General features: G+C 71.9%; 21 protein-coding genes. 14 read left to right on the top strand and 7 right to left on the bottom strand.

What is annotated here, in order from left to right:
* The first annotated feature begins 18 nt into the window (after positions 1–18).
* Positions 19–1,311 carry a PucR-like N-terminal domain-containing protein gene (locus CHC11_RS02900; RefSeq protein ID WP_089309967.1) on the top strand — a complete coding sequence of 431 codons (1,293 nt, stop codon included), beginning with the start codon at positions 19–21 and terminating at the stop codon, positions 1,309–1,311.
* Between the two features lie 56 nt (positions 1,312–1,367).
* Here the strand turns inward: CHC11_RS02900 and CHC11_RS41045 are convergent, their stop codons facing one another.
* Positions 1,368–1,934, bottom strand: a complete 567-nt coding sequence (locus tag CHC11_RS41045; protein ID WP_179278651.1) for a hypothetical protein — start codon at positions 1,932–1,934, stop codon at positions 1,368–1,370.
* Here CHC11_RS41045 and CHC11_RS41040 point away from each other — a divergent pair.
* A complete protein-coding gene (locus CHC11_RS41040) occupies positions 1,915–2,604 on the top strand; it encodes a hypothetical protein (protein ID WP_179278650.1) in 690 nt (229 codons plus the stop codon). The two genes, CHC11_RS41045 and CHC11_RS41040, sit on opposite strands and share 20 nt — an antisense overlap.
* Positions 2,605–2,673: 69 nt before the next feature.
* On the opposite strand, the gene CHC11_RS02890 is transcribed toward CHC11_RS41040, so the two are convergent.
* The 3 genes from CHC11_RS02890 to CHC11_RS02880 all read right to left on the bottom strand — a co-directional run bounded on the left by CHC11_RS02890 (position 2,674) and on the right by CHC11_RS02880 (position 4,932).
* Positions 2,674–3,345 (bottom strand): TetR/AcrR family transcriptional regulator, encoded by a 672-nt coding sequence (locus CHC11_RS02890; RefSeq protein WP_089309966.1) that lies wholly within the window; start codon positions 3,343–3,345, stop codon positions 2,674–2,676.
* Positions 3,346–3,381: 36 nt separating this feature from the next.
* The gene (locus CHC11_RS02885; RefSeq protein ID WP_245918675.1) at positions 3,382–4,167 is read right to left on the bottom strand and encodes an aggregation-promoting factor C-terminal-like domain-containing protein; all 786 of its coding nucleotides are present in this window, start codon (positions 4,165–4,167) and stop codon (positions 3,382–3,384) included.
* A 186-nt stretch (positions 4,168–4,353) separates the two neighbouring features.
* The gene (locus tag CHC11_RS02880) at positions 4,354–4,932 is read right to left on the bottom strand and encodes a MarR family winged helix-turn-helix transcriptional regulator (protein WP_245918674.1); all 579 of its coding nucleotides are present in this window, start codon (positions 4,930–4,932) and stop codon (positions 4,354–4,356) included.
* A 286-nt stretch (positions 4,933–5,218) separates the two neighbouring features.
* Between CHC11_RS02880 and CHC11_RS02875 the strand changes: the two genes are divergently transcribed.
* The 10 genes from CHC11_RS02875 (at position 5,219) to CHC11_RS41035 (ending at position 14,812) form a co-directional block, all read left to right on the top strand.
* Complete coding sequence (locus CHC11_RS02875) at positions 5,219–6,022, top strand: MlaE family ABC transporter permease (protein ID WP_089309964.1); 804 nt, start codon at positions 5,219–5,221, stop codon at positions 6,020–6,022.
* Positions 6,022–6,876 carry an ABC transporter permease gene (locus tag CHC11_RS02870; RefSeq protein WP_089309963.1) on the top strand — a complete coding sequence of 285 codons (855 nt, stop codon included), beginning with the start codon at positions 6,022–6,024 and terminating at the stop codon, positions 6,874–6,876. The genes CHC11_RS02875 and CHC11_RS02870 overlap by 1 nt, the downstream gene beginning before the upstream one ends.
* Positions 6,873–7,976 carry an MlaD family protein gene (locus CHC11_RS02865; protein ID WP_089309962.1) on the top strand — a complete coding sequence of 368 codons (1,104 nt, stop codon included), beginning with the start codon at positions 6,873–6,875 and terminating at the stop codon, positions 7,974–7,976. Before CHC11_RS02870 ends, CHC11_RS02865 begins: the two co-directional genes overlap by 4 nt.
* Positions 7,973–9,052, top strand: coding sequence for an MCE family protein (locus tag CHC11_RS02860; protein WP_245918673.1), 1,080 nt, complete (start codon positions 7,973–7,975; stop codon positions 9,050–9,052). Before CHC11_RS02865 ends, CHC11_RS02860 begins: the two co-directional genes overlap by 4 nt.
* The gene (locus CHC11_RS02855; RefSeq protein WP_089309961.1) at positions 9,052–10,074 is read left to right on the top strand and encodes an MCE family protein; all 1,023 of its coding nucleotides are present in this window, start codon (positions 9,052–9,054) and stop codon (positions 10,072–10,074) included. The genes CHC11_RS02860 and CHC11_RS02855 overlap by 1 nt, the downstream gene beginning before the upstream one ends.
* Complete coding sequence (locus CHC11_RS02850; RefSeq protein WP_089309960.1) at positions 10,074–11,147, top strand: MCE family protein; 1,074 nt, start codon at positions 10,074–10,076, stop codon at positions 11,145–11,147. Before CHC11_RS02855 ends, CHC11_RS02850 begins: the two co-directional genes overlap by 1 nt.
* Positions 11,147–12,253, top strand: a complete 1,107-nt coding sequence (locus tag CHC11_RS02845; protein WP_089309959.1) for an MCE family protein — start codon at positions 11,147–11,149, stop codon at positions 12,251–12,253. The genes CHC11_RS02850 and CHC11_RS02845 overlap by 1 nt, the downstream gene beginning before the upstream one ends.
* Positions 12,250–13,542 carry an MCE family protein gene (locus tag CHC11_RS02840; RefSeq protein WP_089309958.1) on the top strand — a complete coding sequence of 431 codons (1,293 nt, stop codon included), beginning with the start codon at positions 12,250–12,252 and terminating at the stop codon, positions 13,540–13,542. The genes CHC11_RS02845 and CHC11_RS02840 overlap by 4 nt, the downstream gene beginning before the upstream one ends.
* Before the next feature lie 23 nt (positions 13,543–13,565).
* Complete coding sequence (locus CHC11_RS02835) at positions 13,566–14,564, top strand: hypothetical protein (RefSeq protein WP_089309957.1); 999 nt, start codon at positions 13,566–13,568, stop codon at positions 14,562–14,564.
* A gap of 95 nt (positions 14,565–14,659) precedes the next feature.
* On the top strand, positions 14,660–14,812 hold the full coding sequence (locus CHC11_RS41035) for a hypothetical protein (RefSeq protein ID WP_179278612.1): 153 nt from the start codon (positions 14,660–14,662) through the stop codon (positions 14,810–14,812).
* On the opposite strand, the gene rpsD is transcribed toward CHC11_RS41035, so the two are convergent.
* Positions 14,809–15,414 (bottom strand): 30S ribosomal protein S4, encoded by a 606-nt coding sequence (gene rpsD, locus CHC11_RS02830; protein WP_089309956.1) that lies wholly within the window; start codon positions 15,412–15,414, stop codon positions 14,809–14,811. The genes CHC11_RS41035 and rpsD overlap by 4 nt on opposite strands.
* Positions 15,415–15,480: 66 nt before the next feature.
* On the opposite strand from rpsD, the gene CHC11_RS02825 reads away from it, so the two are divergent.
* Entirely contained in the window at positions 15,481–16,263 is a 783-nt protein-coding gene (locus CHC11_RS02825) for a DUF2470 domain-containing protein (RefSeq protein WP_089309955.1), read from the top strand.
* A gap of 337 nt (positions 16,264–16,600) precedes the next feature.
* Positions 16,601–17,782: a trans-sulfuration enzyme family protein gene (locus tag CHC11_RS02820; protein ID WP_089309954.1), complete on the top strand. Its 1,182-nt coding sequence runs from the start codon at positions 16,601–16,603 to the stop codon at positions 17,780–17,782.
* 13 nt (positions 17,783–17,795) lie between these two features.
* Here CHC11_RS02820 and CHC11_RS02815 read toward each other — a convergent pair whose 3' ends face one another.
* Positions 17,796–18,953, bottom strand: coding sequence for a DUF5925 domain-containing protein (locus tag CHC11_RS02815; protein WP_342749946.1), 1,158 nt, complete (start codon positions 18,951–18,953; stop codon positions 17,796–17,798).
* Positions 18,954–19,066: 113 nt separating this feature from the next.
* Positions 19,067–19,852, bottom strand: a complete 786-nt coding sequence (locus tag CHC11_RS02810; protein WP_089310289.1) for a lysophospholipid acyltransferase family protein — start codon at positions 19,850–19,852, stop codon at positions 19,067–19,069.
* Between the last annotated feature and the right edge of the window lie 8 nt (positions 19,853–19,860).

Raw genomic sequence — 19,860 nt, 5'->3', positions numbered from 1 at the left:
TGGAGGTGTGCCGACCCCATGGCACAGCAGACGTTGACGCGGGAGGCGGCGAGTCGCCGGAGCCGGCTGCCGCGCCGGCTCGCCCTGCTGATGCGCCCGGAACTGCCCAGCCTCGCCGGAGAGATCATCGAGGAGGTGCGCCGGTCGATCCCCGAGTACGGGCGGCCCCTCAAGGGTCCCTACGTCGAGGCACTGCGCATCGGGGTCGACCGTGCCCTGACGGACTTCGTCGACCGGGTCGCCAACCCGCTGGAACCGAGCGCGCGCCATCGGGAGACCTACCGCAGGCTCGGCCGCTTCGAGGCCCAGGAGGGCCGGACGCTCGACACCCTCCAGGCCGCACTGCGCATCGGCGTCCAGGTCGCGTGGCGGCGCATCATGAAGATCGGGCCGCGCCGGCGACTGTCGCCCGAGGTGATGGCCCAGCTCGCCGACGCGCTGTTCGCCTACATCGACGAACTGGCCGCGCTCGCGCTGGAGGGTTATCTGGACGCCCGCCCGGACGGCGAGGCCGAGGCGCACCGCCGCCGCCTGCTGGAGCTCCTGCTCCGCCGCGACGTGTCGTCCCGCGTCCTGGCCGAGGCCGCCGAACGGGCCGGATGGACGCTGCCGGACGAGGCGACCGCCGTCGTGGCCCCGCCCGGCGCCCGGTACGTCCGGGCCGCCCTGGACGAGGACGTGCTCGCCGACCTCAGCGCCGCCCAGCCGTTCCTGCTCGTTCCCGGAAGGCCGACCCCGGAGCGCCGGCGATCCCTGCTCCGCGTCCTGCCCGACAGGCAGCTCGTCATCGGCCTCACCGTGCCGATCGCGGGCGTCGCCGACTCGCTGCGCTGGGCGCGGTGCGCCCAGAGCCTGGTGGAGACCGGTGTGCTCGAGGACGCCCCGGTGACCGACTGCGAGGAGCACCTCATCACCCTCTGGCTGCTCTCCGACCAGGCCCTCATCGGCCAGCTCGCACACCGCCACCTCGGTGAGATGGACGGCTTCAGCCCCCGGCAGCGCGACCGCCTGCTGGAGACCCTGCACGCCTGGCTGGTGACCCGCGGCACCGCCAACGACATCGCCGAGGAGCTCGGCATCCACCCGCAGACCGTCCGCTACCGGATGCGGCAGGTCGTGGGAGTCCTGGGCGACCGGCTGACCGACCGCGAGGCGCGCTTCGCGATCGAGGCCGTGCTGCGTGCGACGCGGTTGCGCGAACGCGCCGCCCGGCCGCCCGGCACGAGTGCCGCAGGAGACGGCGCCGCCGCGCGGGAACGAGCACCGATTGATAATCGCCCAATTTCCGATCGGCGCGATATGAGCACCTGAAGCGAACCTTGACCTGCGGGGTTGATTCCCCGAATCGACGCATGATTCCATCCAATTCAATGCAATTCGGCGGGATAGTCGTCATGCGGTGGAGGTGCGTTCGGGGTGCGTTCACGATCGGCTTCGCTCCTGGCCGGTATCGGAGCGGTGACGCTCATCGGCACGGTGGGCGTCCACCCGGTTCTCGCGGACGAGCCGGCCCCCACGCCGACCACCACCGTCACCGAAACGCCGACCGACCCGCCGACGGAGACGCCGACCGATCCGCCGACCGATCCGCCCTCCGACCCGCCGACGGACCCGCCGACCGATCCGCCGACCGATCCGCCCACGGATCCGCCGACCGATCCGCCGACCGATCCGCCCACGGATCCGCCGACGGACCCGCCGACCGATCCGCCCACGGACCCGCCCACGGATCCGCCGACCGATCCGCCCACCAACCCGCCGACGCATCCGCCGGCCGGCCCGGGCAAGCCCAAGACGCCGGTACTGTCCCTGGGGCTGACGGTTTCGGCGGCGACGATGCGGCCCGGCGGCTCGATCACCGCGACCGTGCGGGTGGCGTCGGCGAACGCCACCGCGAACGGGATCGTCCTGCGGATGTCGGCCTCGGGCGCCACGGTCGGTCCCCGGACGCAGTCCCTCGGCAGTGTCGGATCCGGCGGCGCCTCCGCGATCGCGACCGTGCGGGCCCCGTCCGGTGCGGAGCCCGGCGTGATCACCCTGCGGGCGGCCGTCTCGGCGGCGCGTGCCAGGAGCGTGTTCCGCAGCTACAAGCTGATCATCACGTCCGCGTCCGGGGCGCTGCCGCCGGGGATCGGCCCGACGACGCCCGGCGTCCCGCCGCTGACCCCGCCCGACTTCAACCCCCTCGCCGGCATGGCCGGGCCGCAGGTGGCGCTGCCGCCGATCGTGTCCGCCGAGTCCCCGCAGATCGCGCCCGCCTCCGGGCCCCTCGTCCCGGTGTCGAACCTGCGCAGGCTGCCCCCCGAGCCGTTCACCGTCGAGGAGTTGACCGCGCTCCAGGCGGGGTTCCTCGCCGCACTGGCGGCCGGGGTGGTGCTCCTACTGCTCCGGATGCGGCTGATCCGGCGCTCCGACGGCCGCGTCCCGCTCGCCGCGCGCCGCCGCCTGCGCGCCGCCGGTTCGCGACTCGCGGACAAGCGCCCCACCGCGGCCCGGCTCCGCACGCTCCCGCCGCAGCCTGCCCGCGCCCGGCATCCGCGCCCGGTCCAGCCGGTCCCCCCGATCCGGCTCTCCGTCCGCCGGGTCCACACCGCCCGCCCCTGACCACCGCGTCCGCCGGGACACGGCTTCCGGAGTCCGCCATGGCGCCGGCGGAGACCCCGCGCCAGGAGGTCAGCGGGCCAGCCGGATCAGGATGCGGCACACCTCGTCGATGATCTCGGCGGCCTCCGCCTCGTCCTCGGCGGTGGCGATCTCCCGCCCGGCCTCGCCGATCACCGTCGTGAGCACGAGGCTCAGCACCTGCTCGGGACGTCCGGCGTGCGCGTCGCCGGACGGGCCGCGCAGCAGCTTGGTGTTCTGCGCGATCCAGTGCTGGGCGCGGCTGCGGCGCATCAGCGACGACCCGGACGGGCCCTCGCCGGCCAGGAACAGCCGGGCCGCCTCGCGCCGCTCCCAGCACACCCGCAGGTAGGCGCGGGCGCCCGCGATGAACAGCGCGATCGGGTCGGACTCGCCGTCCTTGCGGGCGGCGGACACCGCCTGCGCGGCGCTCGCCTCCTGCTCCTCGGTGAGGTCCTCCCACAGCGCCACGTAGAGGCCGGCCTTGCCGCCGTAGTGGTGGTAGAGGCTGCCGACGCTGATGCCGGACCGCTCGACGATCTCCGCGATGCCCGCGTCGGCGTAGCCGCGGTCGGCGAAGACCCGCAGCGCCGCGGTCAGCAGCGCCTGGCGGGTCGCGTCGGCGCGGGCCCACTGGCGGCTTGCGCCGCCCTCGGTCCCGGCGCCCTCACCCGTGCCGTTCGCCCGCTCGTCGCCGGCGCGGCGCGCCCTGCTCGTCCGCATCCCCCCATGGTGCCAGGCCGGGGCGCCCCGTTGGGCTCAGTACCAGTTGTGCGCCTGCCACCAGGCCCAGGCGCCGCACGGGTCCTTGTAGCGCGCCTTGATGTAGCCGAGCCCCCACGCGATCTGGGTGGGCGAACTGGTGCGCCAGTCGGCGCCGGCGCTGGCCAGCTTGGAGCCGGGCAGCGCCTGCGGGATGCCGTAGGCGCCGCTGGACGGGTTCTCGGCCCGCTCGTTCCAGCCGCTCTCGTGGTTCCACAGCGTCAGCAGGGACGGCCAGCAGCGGTCCCATCCCTTGAGCGCGCTCATCTTCCTGCCGTACGCCTTGTTCTGACCGGCGCTCGGGTTCGACTTGGCGAGCCGCTCGCGCTCCTGCTCGGCCTTGAGCTTCGCCCGCGCCGCCGCGTCGCGCTTGGCCTTCTCCTTGAGCCGCTTCAGCTCCCGCTGGTGCTCCTCGTAGGCGCGCTTCTTGGCGACGGCGACCGCGTCGGCCGCGACCTTGTCCATGTCGGACGCCGAGGTCAGCTTCGCGAGCATGTCGTTGGTGGACAGCCCCGCGCTCGCGGCCTTGGGCGGCTCGCTCGCGTCGTCGACGAAGCTGCCGAGGTCGACCACCGTCAGCGCACCGCCGAGCACGCCGATCGCCGCGATCGTGATGGTGACGTTGCTGGTGAGTACCCGCCGGACGCGCCGCCTGCCCTCGCGCGCCTCCCGGGGCGGCTCCATCTCCTCGTACGGGTCGCGGAAGCCGTCCGACTCCAGCGGATCCGGTCCGTGAGGTGCTCCCGGGCCGCTGCCGTCAGGCGTCCTGCGCGGCTCCGGCACGCGCGCGGCGCGCCTCGTGCCGGCCCTCCTGGAGCCGCGACGGCCCCCGGCGCTCCCCTGAGCGCCCTTGGTTTCCTCGGCGGGACGTCTGCGTGTGCCGTGACTCTGTGGCATAGGAGAAGACTGCCTTATCGCCCGGGTGTGGTGCTCTCGAAGAGCAAGTACGCAGGCCGGACGATACCCGGTTCACCCTGCCCGTCGTCCACGGCCGCGACCCCCGCCGGGGTTCAGCAGTTCCACGTCGCCGGCGGCCAGGCGCGCGGGCTGCAGCGCCTCGAACAGCTCGCGGTGCATCCCGTCGAACGCCGCGAGCGCGCCACCGGGCGCTTCCAGCGCCTGGCTCACCTCGTTGGCCCGCTCCCGTCCCGCCGCGGTGATCTCGACGAGCGTGGCGCGCCGGTCGCGGGGGTGCGGGGTCCGGCCGACGAGCCCGGCCGCCTCCAGCTGGTCCACGGTGAGCTTCACCGTCGTCGGGTGCATCATCAGGATCCGGCCGAGCGTGCTCAGCCGCGCCCGCCCGTGGACGGTGAGGGCGAGCGTGGTCAGCAGGAAGTAGCCGGTCTGGGTGAGATCCAGCCGCTTCAGCTCCACCTCCAGGGCCTTCTTCAGCAGCTGGTTGAGCCGCCCGACCGAACAGATCGCCAGGAACGGCCACGGATCGCCGAGCAGCCCCTGGCCCTCCCAGCGGTCGCGCACGCCCATGACCAGCGGGTCCACGCCGTCGTCCATCTCGTCTTCTACGCCTTGTCGCGCCTCGGTCTGCACCGGCTGATCGTAGCTTCGGACAAAACCAGATGTAAGTACTCGCTTCTTAGACCTTCTTCCAATAGAGTGCCTCAAATCACAGGCGGAGCCCGTGTGCTCTTGAGGGTGCGCGGAGTCGCGTGTGGTAACCGGTCTCGCCCGAGACCGCTGTGGCGCGCGAACGAGCATGACGAGGGCGCCTCCGCGGTACCGGCAGATCCGGTGTTTCGGATGAGCGCCGACGTCCGAGCACGAAGGAGGCTGGAGTGACCCTTCTCGACCCCGCCCCGGGGGAGGGCACCGGCTGATGGCCCTGAGCCTGACCAAGGCCCCGGACCTGGCACGCAGACGCGTCGGGAGAGCACTCGACGAGACCGGGCTGCTGTGCGTGACCCTGCTCGAAGGGCTGCGCCGCACCTGGGACCTGCGCCAGTGGTGGGGCGAATTCGTCGAGCAGTGCTGGTTCCTCGCACGCGTCACGAGCGTGCCGGTCATGCTCATCGCCGTGCCGCTCGGCGCGACCATCTCGCTCCAGGTGGGCGACATCGCCCGGCAGCTCGGCGCGCAGTCGGGCACCGGGGCGCTGCTCACCGCGGCGATGATCCAGCAGGTGGCGCCGCTGGCCGCGGCGCTGCTGGTCTCCGGCGTGGGCGGGTCGGCCATCACCGCCGACATGGGGGCCCGCAACATCCGCGACGAACTCGCGGCGATGGAGGTCATGGGCATCAACCCGATCCACCGCCTGGTCACCCCCAGGCTGTGGGCGGCGAGCATGGTGTCCGGACTGCTCTGCTCGGTGGTGATCCTCGCGGGCGTCATCGGCGGGTACTACTTCAACGTCATCCAGCAGGGCGTCAGCCCGGGCGCGTTCTTCGACGGCGCCACCACCCTGCTGCAGTTCTCGGACCTGATGATCACGCTGTTCAAGGCGTGGGTGTTCGGATTCATCGCCGCCGCGGTCGCCTGCTACATGGGCATGAACTGCGACTACGGACCCGTGGGCGTCGGCCGCGCGGTGAACCGGGCCGTGGTCGTCACCTCGATCGTGGTGTTCGCGACGAACTACATCCTCACCATGATCTACCAGGTCCTCTTCCCCCCGAGGTTCTGATGGTCGCCATATTCCCCGTCCGCAAGCTGGGCCGCGCCGTCAGGGGCCGCACCGCGGGCCTCGCCGCGTCGGCCGACCTGCCGGTGTTCCTCGGCCGGGTCCTGTACCACCTCCTGGTCGACATCATCATCCGCCGCAAGTACGGCAAGACCCTCGCCAAGCAGGTCAGCGACATCACCGTCGGCGTGGGCGCGCTCGTCATCGGCGGCGGCATGATCTTCGTGATCGCGACGATGTCGCTCGCCACCGGCGCCATGGTCGGCCTCCAGGGCTACCCCGGGCTGGAGCGCATCGGCGCCGAGGCGTTCACCGGACTGGTCGCGAGCTACTCCAACGTCCGCGAGGTCACCCCGATCATCGCGGGCGTCGCGCTGGTCGCGCAGGTCGGCACCGGGTTCACCGCCGAGATCGGCGCGATGCGGATCTCGGAGGAGATCGACGCGCTGGAGGTCATGGGCATCAACTCGCTGGCCTACCTGGTGTGCACCCGGGTCGCCGCGGGCGTCATCGCGCTGGTGCCGCTGTACCTGGTCTCGCTGTTCATGGCGTTCTTCGCCACGAGGTTCATCACGATCCAGTACTTCGGCCTCTCACCCGGCATCTACGACTACTACTTCCACCTCTACCTGCCGCCGATCGACGTGTTCTACAGCGTCATCAAGGTCGCGGTGTTCGCCTTCATCATCATGTTCATCCACTGCTACCGCGGCTACTACGCGGCGGGCGGGCCGGTCGGCGTCGGCGTCGCCGCCGGCCGCGCCATCCGGGAGTCGACCATCCTGATGATCCTGATGAACCTGGTCCTGTCGTACATCTTCTGGGGCCACGGCGGCACGGTGAGGCTGACCGGATGAGCGACGAATCGATGTCCAGCCGCTCCCGGACGGCCTTCGGGCTGGTCGGCGCCGGCGTCATCGCGGCGGCCGCGGCGTTCGTCGCGATCGGCTCCACGCCGTCCCACGCGGGCTCCACCTACTACGACGCGACGTTCGGCCGCGCCGGGCAGGGCCTCGACCCCGGCAAGTCCGACGTGAAGGTCCGCGGGATCGCGGTCGGCGCGGTCGAGAAGGTCAAGCTCGACCGCAACGGCGGGGTCACCGTCCGGCTCCGGGTCGACAAGGGCGTCAGGGTGGCCGACACGGCCGTCGCGACGGTCGAGCCGGTCTCGGTGTTCGGCCCGAAGGACCTCGCCCTCGACCTCGGCGCGCACGAGCTGACCGGCCCCTACCTGAAGGACGGCGGGCGGATCGCGAAGACCAACGACCCGAAGGAGCTGTCGGACACGGCCTGGCCCACCTACCGGCTCACGCAGGCGATCAACCCCGACGACGTGGCGACCCTCCTGCACACGTTCGGCGCCGGGCTCTCCGGGCAGGGGCCGGCGCTGCGCCGGACGATCGACAACGGCGCGATCGTCGTCGACGCGACCTACAAGGACCGGGCCGCGATCCAGTCGCTGCTGAACGACATCAACGGCCTGTCCGGGACGCTGGAGTCGCGCGGCGACACCCTCACCCGGTTCGCCGGGGACTTCAACCGGCTCTCCCAGGTCGTCAACGAGCGACCCGACAAGGTCACCCAGCTGCTGGACGAGTCGACGCGGCTCGGCCAGACGGTCGGCGCGAACCTGGAGCAGCACGGCCGCAACCTCGGCAGGATCATCGACTCGGGCGGCCGGGTCGTGCGGGTGTTCAACGGGCAGCGCCGCAACGTCCCGGTGCTGCTGGACAGCCTGACCGGGTTCTTCGGCCTGCTGGCGCAGATCATCCGCATCCCCGGCCCGGAGGGCACCCTGATCGCCCAGGCACGCGACGACCTCCCGCTGGACATCTGCCAGATCCTCATCGACGTCTGCGCGGTCAAGCCCAAGGCGACCGCGTTCGACGTGCCGCTGCCCGGCGCGGGCGGCGGGCGGGGCGGGCAGGGCCGCACGGCGACGGGGACGCGGCCGTGAGCCCGCTGCTGCGCGGCAAGACCGCGCGCGGGCCCGAGTACTCCACGATCCTGAAGTTCCTGGTGTTCGTGGTGCTGACCGGGCTGCTCACGTTCTACATCGGCCAGCAGATCCTCGGCACGAGCTTCAAGTCCCGCTACCGGCTGTCCGCCACGTTCGACGATGTCACCGGCCTCCTGGAGGGCGACGACGTGAAGGTGGCGGGCACGCCCGTCGGCCAGGTCGAGAGCGTCAAGGTGGTGCGCGGCAAGGCCGTGGTGAAGATGGCCGTCGACAAGGAGGTCCGGCTGCCCTCCGACTCCACCGCCGCGATCCGCTGGCGCAACGTGATGGGGCAGCGGGTCGTCTACCTGGAGCCCGGGTCGAGCCCGGGCAGGCTGGGCGACGGCGACCGCGTCCCGCACACCAGGTCGGTGGTGGACCTCGGCGACATCGTCAACAGCCTCGGCCCGCTCACCCGCAACCTGGACCCGAACCAGCTCAACAAGATCCTGTTCGCCTTCTCCCAGGCGCTGGACGGCAACGAGCAGAGCATCTCGCTGCTGACCGAGAACCTGGACATGCTGCTGCAGACGTTCGCGGCCCGGAAGAAAACGATCAAGGGGATGATCGACGACTACGAGACGGTGAGCGACGCGATCGCCACCCGGGACCGGCAGATCGCCGCCAGCGCCGACAACCTGGAGTCGCTGACCCGGGTCTTCGCGAGCAACCGCAAGCTGCTGGAGAGCGCGGTCGTGGAGGTCGCGGGCGTCACCACCAACCTCAACCAGGTGCTCGGCGGCAACGACGCGCAGCTCGCCCGCATCATCGCCAACCTCGGCAGGTTCAGCGAGACGTTCCGGCTGAACGTCGACCAGCTGGAGAAGATGGTGCAGCAGCTTCCGCTGACCCTCCGGCAGCTGTTCGCGTCCGCGAACGGCGGCCACTACCTGCGCACCAACGCGCTCTGCCTGAACGTCGTGCAGGGCCCCTGCCCGTTCCCGATGGAGCTGCCGAAGGCGCCCGGCACGGGGCAGCCCGCCAAGGACGACCTCGCCAAGCTCAGGAAGATGCTGCTGGGGGGTGGCGGCTGATGGCGCTGAAGTCGCTGCGCGACGTCAACCACAAGATCGTCGCGATCGTCACCCTGGCCGCGCTCGGCGCGGGCTGCGTGTTCGCGTTCGCCCTCGGCCAGCTGCACCTGCTCGACCGCGGCTACACGATGAGCGGGGAGTTCAGCGACACCGCCGGGCTGAAGAAGGGCCAGGACGTGCGGGTCGCCGGGGTCAAGTCCGGCCGGATCACCTCCGTGGAGCCCGACTTCGCCCACGGCAGGGTCATCGTCTCCTGGCACGTGAACGCGGGCATCGACCTCGGCCCGAAGACCCGCGCCGAGATCCAGACGACGACCCTGCTCGGCGGCCGGTACCTGCGGCTGTCCGGCCCGGTCTCCAAGCCCTACCTGGCGGACGTGCCGGAGTCGCGGCGGCGGATACCGCTGGCGCGCACCAGCGTCCCGTTCACCGTGCCGGAGGCCCTGGAGAGCGCGCAGAACATCGTCGGCAAGCTCGACCAGCGCAGCGTCGACAAGCTGCTCACCGAGATCAACGAGATCGAGTCGCCGGGGGCGGTGAAGCTGCGCCGCATCCTGGTCAACGTCCAGGAGCTGTCCCGGACGCTGAACGACTCCTACCCCGAGATCCAGCGGCTGATCGAGAACAGCAAGACGATCACCGGGACGCTGGCGGGCAAGGACCGGGAGCTGCGCCAGATCATCGACGCGAGCCAATTGCTGCTGCAGTCGCTCGTCCGGCGCCGCAACGAGCTGGCCGCGGCGATCGGGCAGGGCAGCCGGACCGTCCGGACGCTTTCCAACGTGATCTCCAGGAACCAGAAGGAGCTCGACACCCTGCTGGACAACCTGCACCTGCTGACGACCCGGCTCGCGCCCAACATGGACGCGCTGAACGCCGACTTCTCGCTGCTCGGCCCGACGTTCCAGCAGGTCGCCAACCTCAAGGGCAACGGCCGGTACATCGAGGGCCTGCTCACCGGGCTCGGCCCGCTGCAGCCGCCCGGTCCGATCTCCACGCGGCGACCGCAGGGAGGCAACTGATGAGCGGCGACGGCACGGGGGGACGGCCCCCCGAAGGCCCCGGCCGCGGCCGGCTGCGCGGCACGGCCGTCGCGCTCGGCCTCGCCATGGCCGCCTCGCTCGGCGGCTGCTCGCTCGCCCCGTCCGCGGGCGGCGAGCGCACCATGGTCGTCTACGTCCCGAAGGCCCGCTCCTTCTACAAGGAGTCCAAGGTCAAGGTGATGGGCGCCGACGTGGGGCTGGTCGACAAGGTGGAGAACCAGGGCGACCGGGTGAAGGTCACCTTCCATCTGCGCCGGGACGTCCCGCTGCCGAAGGGCGTGCAGGCCTCGATCGTCCCGCTGAACCTGATCGGCGAGCGCAACCTCGTCCTGCACCCGGCGTGGAAGCCGGGGGAGGCCAAGGAGACCGCGGACGTCATCCCGATCGAGCGCACCCACGTGCCGGTCGAGGTGGACGACGCGCTCAGCTCGTTCACCAACCTGGCCAACGCGCTCGACCCGACCAAGATGCAGAGCGCGCTCGGCACGGCCGCCGACACGGTGAAGGGCAACGGCAAGGAGTTCAACGCGACCCTGGAGCAGAGCGCCCGCCTCGTGGAGAACGTCGCCGGGCAGGACAAGGAGCTCATCGAGGTCGCGCAGAACCTCAGCCGGCTCGCCGGGGTGGTGCGCGGGCGCGAGCAGATCCTCGGCACGATGATCCGCGACTTCGGCACCGCGAGCCAGGTGCTGAGCTCCGAGCGGGGCGAGCTGCAGCAGCTGATCAGCGGCATCCTGGAGCTGGCGAAGAACGGCGACAAGCTGCTGCGCAAGTACAAGGGGAACCTGCCCTACGACCTGGCGGTCCTCACCCGGACGGCCCTGATCCTCAAGGGCAACGCCAGGGAGCTGGCGCAGCTCATCCGGGTGCTGCCCGGCATCAGCGACGCGCTCATCGGCGGCTACAACCCGAAGAACAAGTCCCTGCAGATCCGGTTCGCCACGGACGCGTTCCTGCGGACCTGGCTCAAGGGCCTGATGAACAGCGACGACGTCGAATGCCCGCTGCCCGCACCCAACTCCAACTGTCCCTGGCAGAACGGAGGCAACTGATGGGCAGGCTCGTCATCACGGGACGGCGCCGCGCGGCCGCCGGCGGCAGGCTGCTGCTGGTGCTCGTCGCCGCCGCGGCCCTGGCCGTCTCCGGCTGCTCCTACCAGACGGCGGGCGCGCCGAAGGGCGGCCTGAAGCTGACCGCCACGTTCGACGACGCGCAGGGCCTCGTCGCGGGGCACAGCGTGAAGATGTCCGACATCACGATCGGCACCGTCACGAAGGTCGAGCTCGCCGGCTACCGGTCGAAGGCGACGCTGGCCATCGAGGACGGCGTCAAGATCCCGCAGGGCACCCGGGCGGAGATCAAGGTGACCTCGCTGCTCGGCGAGAACTACGTGGACCTGCAGATGCCGCCCGGCGCGAACATGGACCGCGGCCCGTACCTGGCCACCGGCACGGCGATCACCGACACCAGCGTCCAGCCGGCGTTCGAGCAGGTCGTCGGGCAGGCCGGGCCGCTGATCCAGGCCCTGGCAGGGGACGACGTCGCGACGGTCGTCAACGCGGGCGCCACCGCCCTGGACGGCAACGGGCAGAAGCTCAACAAGACGATCGCGCAGGCGGGCGCGCTGCTGAAGATCTTCGCCGAGCAGCGCCGCGAGCTCGGCGAGTCGGTCGACCGCTTCGCCCGCCTCGGCCGGTCCCTCGCCAAGGGCAGCGACGCCCTGAACGAGACGCCCGAGCAGCTCGAACGCACCACCCGGCTGCTCGACCAGGACAAGCACAAGATCATCCAGATGGTCGACAAGCTCACCACGACGGCGCGCGAGCTGAACGACAAGGTGCTGGAGGGGCGCATCCAGCGGTTCCGCGCGCTGCTGCGCGACCTCGACCCCGTCCTGCAGCAGCTCGGCGACAACCGCAAGCGGCTCACGGGGCTGGTGGACGGCCTGGTCGAGTTCACCGACAAGCTGCCGCGGGCCACCTATGACGGCCAGCTGCTGCTGTACCCGCTGCTGCGGATCGTCTGGCCGGACGGGACGCCGATCTTCCCGGGCCTCAGCCAGAGCCCGAAGAAGAAGAAGGCCAAGTCGCCGGAAATCCCCAAGCAGCTCCAGGGCGCCCTGCCGGACCTCGACAAGATCCTGGAGCCGCGCGGATGAACAGTCGGCTGACGATCAACCTGGCGGCGTTCGGCGTGCTCGCCGCGGTGATGGTCGTGTGGGCGTTCAACAACGTCGTCCGCTTCGACTTCATCGACCGGCCCTACCACATCACCGTGGAGTTCGAGTCCTCGCCGGGCCTGCACCCGAACTTCGAGGTCGACTACCTCGGCCTGCGGGTCGGCAAGATCGACTCGGTCCGGCTGGAGAAGGACAAGGTCGTCGTCCGGCTGGACATGGAGCGCGGCGTGAAGATCCCGCAGGGGGTCACCGCCGCCGCGGCCCGCAAGTCCGCGGTGGGCGAGCCGGTGGTCGAGCTGACGCCGGGGTCCGGGAGGGCCGGCGCCCCGCCGATGAAGCCCGGCACCGTGATCCCGGTGTCGCAGACGAAGGTCCCGCCGAAGTACGGCGACCTCTTCGGCGCCGTCATCGACACCCTGAAGGCGATCGACCCCGACGACGCCAAGGTGCTCACCCAGGAGCTGGCCGCCGGATGGGCCGGGCGCGAGGACTCCCTCCGCCAGATCGTCAACGGCGGCGACGACCTCACCCAGACGTTCGCGCAGAACACCGAGCTGCTCGACGGGCTGACCAACGACCTCGGCCGCATCACCCACGTGCTGAACCAGAACCGCGGTTCGCTCGGCGCGGGGATCGACAACCTCGCCGCCCTCACCGCCGCGCTCAGCCAGGTCCGCGGGCAGATCGCCGAGCTGCGCGACCGCGGTCCCGGCCTGCTCGCCACCGTCAACGACCTGCTCGACAGGACCGGTCCCGACTTCGGCTGCACCGTGGACATGCTCGGCAACCTGGGCATCGGGACCTACGACCCCAACTACCTCAACGACCTGCGCAGGACGCTCGCGCTGGCGCCGCAGCTCAAGGTCGTCCTGGACAACGTGATCGGAACCGACCAGGGCCGGCCCGTGCTGAACGTCGTCTTCCAGGTCACGCTGAAGAGGATCGCCGCGCTGGAGTACAAGTACCCGCGCGCGCAGCCCGCGGTGAACCGGATCCCGACCTGCCCCGGCGGACGCACCCCGGCGACGACCAGGCAGAAGCCCTACAAGGCGAAGGACCCGGGCGAGACGATCCCCACCCACGATCCCGCCCTCCAGCGGAACGTGCAGGCCAGGAAGGCCGCGAACGAGAGCGACTCTTCCGGCGGACCGCCGATCTGGCTGGTGTACGTTCCCCCGATCATCGCCCTTCTGGTGCTGATCAGGGTCATGATGGGCTCGGTGCCCGTGGTGTCCCGCCTTTCCCGACTGCGTCGGGACAAGGACTGACCCCAACCCGAGGAGTATCCGAAGTGACAGCCAAGACCACCAAGGGCGGGTCCGACCAGGTCGAGGCGGTCCCGGCCGAGGAGGCGCCCGAGGAGACCGAGGCGATCGAGACCGAGTCCGCCGAGGAGGCGCCCGAGGAGCGGCCCGCCCGGCCCGCCGCCAAGCGCAAGCGCCGGGTGCGGGTCATCGAGGTCATCGACGACGAGGACCTCGACGAGGTCCTGGAGGCGCTCGACGCCGAGGACGAGGAGGCTCCGGCCGAGCCGGCGGCGAAGCCCGTCGCCAAGGCCCCCGCCAAGCCGGTCGCCAGGCCCAGGCCGCGCCCGACCCGTCTCGAACCGCCGGAGGACGAGGCGGAGGAGGAGGTCGAGGCGCCGAAGAAGGCCTCGGCCCGCCCGAGCACGGCGGCGGCCTCGCAGGCCCGGCCGGGGATCTTCGGTCTCGGCATGGTGCAGGCGGTCGTGGTGGTCGTCCTGGTGGCGCTGCTGGCGAGCCTGGCGATCTGGCAGTGGACGAGCGCGAGCTCCCTGTCGTCCGAGCAGGACGAGAGGGACGCGGTGAGCAAGGTCGCGTCCGCCTACGGCGACGTGGCGCTCAACTACAACGCGCAGAACTACCAGGCGCAGATGGACAAGGCCCAGAAGCTCATGGGCGGCGACCTGCTGGAGAGCTTCAAGAGCACCACGCTCCCCAGCCTCGGCCAGACGTTCAAGAGCAATCCCGAGCTGTCGCTGACGTCCAAGACGAACCAGGTCTTCGTGGGCAGCGTGGACGGCAGGTTCGCCACGGCCGTCGTCATGGTCGACATCGACGTCCGGACCAAGGACGGCGCGACCGCCGCCCCCGCGACGCTGCTCCGCCTCGCCCTCGCCAAGATCGACGGGACGTGGAAGGTCACCAAGCAGTACGCGTCGGGCACCAACGACCAGAACCAGAACCAGCAGAACCAGCTGCCGGCCGTTCCGAGCGGCGGCGCGTCGAAGTCGCCTTCGACGGAGAACAGCGGCAAGCCCGAGAACTGAGCCCGGGAGGTCCCGCGCGAGCGCCCCGTACGGAAGCCGTGCGGGGCGCTCGCGCGTTATGCCGATGAACGGGGCCGAGGGACGCAGGCGGGGGCATGTCGATCGTGACGGAGCAGGACGGGCAGGGCACGGCCGTCCCGGACGCGCTGGTGCACGAGTTCGGCGCGCTGCTGGGCGCGGCGTCGGGCCTGGAGCGGATCGCGGGCCGCGAGCTGGAGCGCCGCTGCGGCGTCCGGCACGCCGTCTAGCGGGAGTAGTGCTCGACGACGAGCTGCTCGTCGCAGACGACGGGGATCTCGGCGCGCTCGGGCAGCCGGGCGAGCCGGGCGGCGAGCGCGTCGTGCCGGACCTCCAGGTAGGGCGGGACCTCGGCGGCGTGCCCGCCGGCGGCCGCGACCTGGAACGGGACCATCGCGCGGCTCCGCTCGGCGACCGTGATGACGTCTCCGGGCCGCAGCCGGTAGGACGGGCGGTCCACGCGGCCGCCGTTCACCAGCACGTGGCGGTGCACGACGAACTGGCGGGCCTGGTAGATCGTCCGGGCGAACCCGGCGCGCAGGACGAGCGCGTCCAGCCGGCGTTCGAGGTCGACGAGCAGGGCCTCGCCGGTCTTGCCGCCCGTCCGGGCGGCCTTGTCGAAGGCGTTGCGGAGCTGCGCCTCGCGGATGTCGTACTGCGCGCGGAGCCGCTGCTTCTCGCGGAGCCGGACCTTGTAGTCGCTCTCCTGCTTGCGGGCGCGGCCGTGGACGCCGGGCGGGTAGGGGCGGGCCTCGAAGTACTTCACGCTCTTCGGCGTCAGCGGGATGCCGAGGGCCCGCGAGAGACGCACCTTGGGACGGGGGTTGTTCATCACGCTCCTTGATGGTTAGGTAAGCCTAAGTTAGGTAAGCCTAACCTGAAACGTCAAGGAGGCACGGTGCCGCGAGCGGAGACCACGCAGTCCAGGCAGACCATCCAGGGCCCCACGGCGGCGGAACGCGCGCGGACCCTCGCCTACGGCGTCGCGGACGGCGTGCTCGTCGCGCCGGGCGTTCCCTGCGCCCCCGTCCCGGCGCACACGACCGACCGGGACGGCAGGCCGCTGCTGCTCGTCCGGGCGGACGCGCCGGTCGCGGCGGCCCTGACCGGCGAGGACGACGTGCCCGCCACGCTGCAGATCTCCGACGTCGCGCCGGTGCCGCTGCCGGACCGCGTCCGGGGCCGGGCCCGGCTGCACGGCTGGCTGAGCGAGATCCCCGAGGGCGAACTGGGCGCCGCCGCGCTGCGCCTCTCGCACGTGCACCCGCGTCCCGAACTGCTCGACCTCGGCGCCGGGCGGGACGGCCGGCGCGAATGGACGATCCTCGCCCTCGAAGCCGCCCAGGTCGAGGTCGCCGACGCCTGGGGGAGCGACACCCTGGAGCCCGAGGAGTACGCCGACGCCGCGCCCGACCCGTTCGTCACCGTCGAGGCGGGCATCCTGACGCACCTGGACTCCGCCCACCGCGCCGAGCTGCCGCGCCTGCTGCCGGAGTCGGTCCCGCCCGGACCGGTCCGCCCGCTCGGGCTCGACCGGTACGGTATGTGGCTGCGCTGCTCCGCGCCGCCGCCGGACGCGCCGTCGTCGTTCGACGTGCGGCTCCCGTTCGCCGAGCCTGTCAGTGATCTCCACGGTCTGCGGCGCGTGTACCGGCGGCTGTTCACCCGGGCTGCCCCGTAGTACCGCGCAGGACCGCGCGGTGGCGAGGGCGGCGGGTACGTACAAGCACCCGCCGGATGCCAGTGCTCCCCCGGATGGCGGGCGGGCCCCTCCGCGGGCGATGATCGTGTCTCCGGTCGAGGACGCCGTTACCACTCCCCGACCGGACGGCCTCGACCGCCGGTTCGCCCCTGCGGGGTGGGCGGGCCGGCGGCGAGACGGTACCGGCCGGCCGGGGACGCGGCGCCTTCGGCCGGGCCGGTGGTCCGGCGCGGTGCGAGCACGAGTCGGGGGCGCACCGGGCCACTGGTCGCGATTGGCCGTTCCCGCGGCGCCGTTCCCGCCGCACGCTGGGAGCATGACCGCACATCACCCGCAGACCCGAGCCGTCCACCCGCCCGTGATCGTCCCCGAGGGCAGCCGCCCGCTCGGCGTCCCGATCTACCAGGGGCACCTGTTCTCCTTCGACGCCTCCGACGCGCTCGCCGCCGCGTTCCAGGGCCCCGACGAGGCGTTCTTCTACGCCCGGATGGCCAACCCGACCGTCCGCGCCCTGGAGCAGTCGCTCACCGAACTCGAAGGCGGCTCCGGGACGCTCGCCACCGGGTCCGGCATGGGCGCGGTCAACGCGGTGCTGACGGGACTGCTCCGCAGCGGCGACCACGTCGTCGCGCAGGCCGCCCTCTACGGCGGAACCCACGCGCTGCTCCAGGACCTCGCCGCACGCTGGGGCGTCGAGGTCACGTTCGTCTCCGGCGACGACCCTGCCGAGGTACGGGACGCGCTGCGCGGTACGACGAGGATCCTCTACCTGGAGACGGTCGCCAACCCCACCACCCACGTGACGGACCTGCCCGCGTTCACCGAGGCCGTCCGCGGGACGGGCGTGCTGACCGTCGTCGACAACACCTTCGTCCCGCTCCTGTGCAGGCCCATCGAGCACGGGGCCGACATCGTCGTCCACTCCACGACGAAGTACCTCGGCGGGCACGGCGACACCATCGGCGGCGCCGCCGTCTTCGCCGACGCGTCCGTCCACCGGCGGGTCTGGGAGCACGCCGTCGAGCTGGGCTCCACCCCCGACCCGTTCGCCTCCTGGCTGACCGTCCGGGGCCTCGCCACGATGCCGCTGCGCGTGGCCAGGCAGAGCGAGTCCGCCCTCGACATCGCGCGCCGCCTGGCCGGCCACCCGTCGGTCACCCGCGTCCACTACCCGGGGCTGGAGGACCACCCGCAGCACGAGCTCGCCCGGCGGCTGCTGCCGGACGGCGCCGGCGGCGTCCTGGCCTTCGAGCTCGCCGGCGGCCGGGACGCGGGCCGGACCTTCTCCGAGGCCGTCGAGCTGGTCTCGCTGGGCCCCTCGCTCGGCGACATCGCGACCCTGGTCATGCACCCGGCCAGCACGTCCCACCGCCAGCTGGACGCCGCGTCCCTCGCCGCCGCCGGCATCGGCGAGGGGACGGTGCGCCTGGCCGTCGGCCTCGAACACCCGGACGACCTCTGGGCCGACATCGAGCAGGCCCTGCGGAAGGCGTCCTAGGGCGGGAGGCGGCCTAGAGGTAGAAGCCGGTGGCGGTGGCGGGGGCGTCCTGACCGTCGGGACGCTTCTCGCCCTTGCGCAGTGCGGCGAGCTCGGCGAGCGTCGCGCCGTCGGCGCCGATCTCCGCGCCGGGGACGTCCGTGCCGTCCAGCCAGGAGAGCGACTCCGCGCGGGTGAGCCGGCCCACCTCGATCTGGGCGAGGCAGCGGCCGGGGCGGACCACCGCCGGGTGCAGCATGGCGAGGTCCTCGTTGGTGGTGATGGCCACCAGCACGTCCCGGCCCTGGCCGAGCATCCCGTCGGTGAGGTTCAGCAGCCGCGACAGGCCCTGGCCCGTCGACTGCTTGGCCTCGCCGCGGATCAGCTCGTCGCAGTCCTCCAGGATGAGCAGCCGCCAGCGGCGGTTCTCGTCCTCGTCGTCGCCGACCGCGACCTCCATCAGGTAGCTGGGCGTGCCGAACAGGGCCTCGGGGTCCAGGACGCAGTCGGACTGGCACCAGTCGTTCCAGGAGCGGGCGAGGGCGCGCAGCGCGGTGGTCTTGCCGGTGCCGGGCGGGCCGTGCAGGAGCAGCAGCCGTCCGGAGACCTCCTCGCGGGTGAGCTTCATCACCGCGTCGAGCGCCTCGGCGACCGGCGCGGTGTAGTTGCGCCGGATGTCCTCCCAGGAGTCGGCCGTGATGGCGCGCTCGCTGCGGACGGGGCCGTGCGCCCCCATGTGCCAGAAGCCCATCTCGACGCTGGTCTCGTCCACCTTCGGCGGCTCGGTCGCGTCCTTCACCGACGCCGCGAGGACGGTCTCGGCCAGCTCGTCGGTCACGGCGGACACCGCGATGTAGGCGATGCCGCTCTTCCACCGGTTGCTCAGCAGCGTCCAGCCGTCGCCCTCGGCCAGCACCGACTCCTTGCCCTTCTCGTGCGCGACCCGCACGAGCCTGGCGTCGCCCGGGCGCAGCGGCGCCTCCGTCCGGACGTTCTCCAGCCGCGTCGACCGCGACCAGGGCTGCTCCCCGGACGCGAACGGGCGCAGCGACAGCACGTCCATCACGTCGGCGGGGGAGTTGTTGTCGGACAGGTTGAAGACCACGGGCAGCGCGGGCTCCGGCGCGTCGGTGCCTTCCCGGGGGTCGATCAGATGCAGGACCTCCTGCGGCCTCTCCCGCGACATGGTCATGACACTGATGATCACGCCCGGCGGCGCGCCGCGTCCACCGAATTAGCCGGACGCGCCGCAAGTCAGTCGGCGCTCACCGCGGGGCCGGGGCCCGCGTCAGGGCCCGGCGCGCGTCAGGAGCCGCCGCCCTCCCCGGCCTCGCGCTCCGCGTGGGCGGCCTTGCGCGCCTCGGCCTCTTCCAGGTCGAGCTTCTCGGCCTCCTCCGGCGTCGGCGCCGTGCCGCCGAGGTAGGCGGGCTGCCACCACGTCTCGTCCGAGCGCGGGACGTCGGTGTACTCGCGCTGCGCCTTCTCCAGCAGCTCCGCCATGCGGGCGTGCAGATCCCGGGTGACCTGCTCGTAGTCGTCACCGCGCTTGGGGTACATGGGCTCGCCGACGATGATCGTCACCGGCACGTTGCGCTGGAGGAGCCGGCGCTTGCGGCCCTTGGTCCACATCCGCTGCGGGCCCCAGAGCGCGACCGGGATGAGCGGCGTCTTGGACGCCACCGCCATCCGCACCGCGCCGCTCTTGATCTCCTTCACCGTGAACGAGCGGCTGATCGTGGCCTCGGCGAACACCCCGACGATCTCCCCGCCCCGCAGCGCCTTGAGCGCCGCCGCGTAGGAGGAGGCGCCCGCGTCGCGGTCCACCGGGATGTGGTGCATGCCGCGCATCAGCGGCCCGCCGATCCGGTTGTCGAAGATCTCCTTCTTCGCCATGAACCGCACCAGCCGGCCCGCCGGGTGCGCGGCCAGGCCCGCGAAGATGAAGTCGAGGTAACTGACGTGGTTGCTGACGAGCACCGCACCACCGGTACTGGGGATGTGGTCGGTCCCCTCCAGACGGATCCTGATGTTCAGGGCCTTGAACACGCCGAGAGCCGTCTTGATCACCGGTGGGTAAACGAGTTCGCGCATGTAGGCAC

It is taken from the genome of Actinomadura mexicana (assembly GCF_900188105.1).
In the GTDB taxonomy this organism is placed as follows: domain Bacteria; phylum Actinomycetota; class Actinomycetes; order Streptosporangiales; family Streptosporangiaceae; genus Spirillospora; species Spirillospora mexicana.
This window is presented reverse-complemented; position numbering and strand designations above follow the sequence as displayed.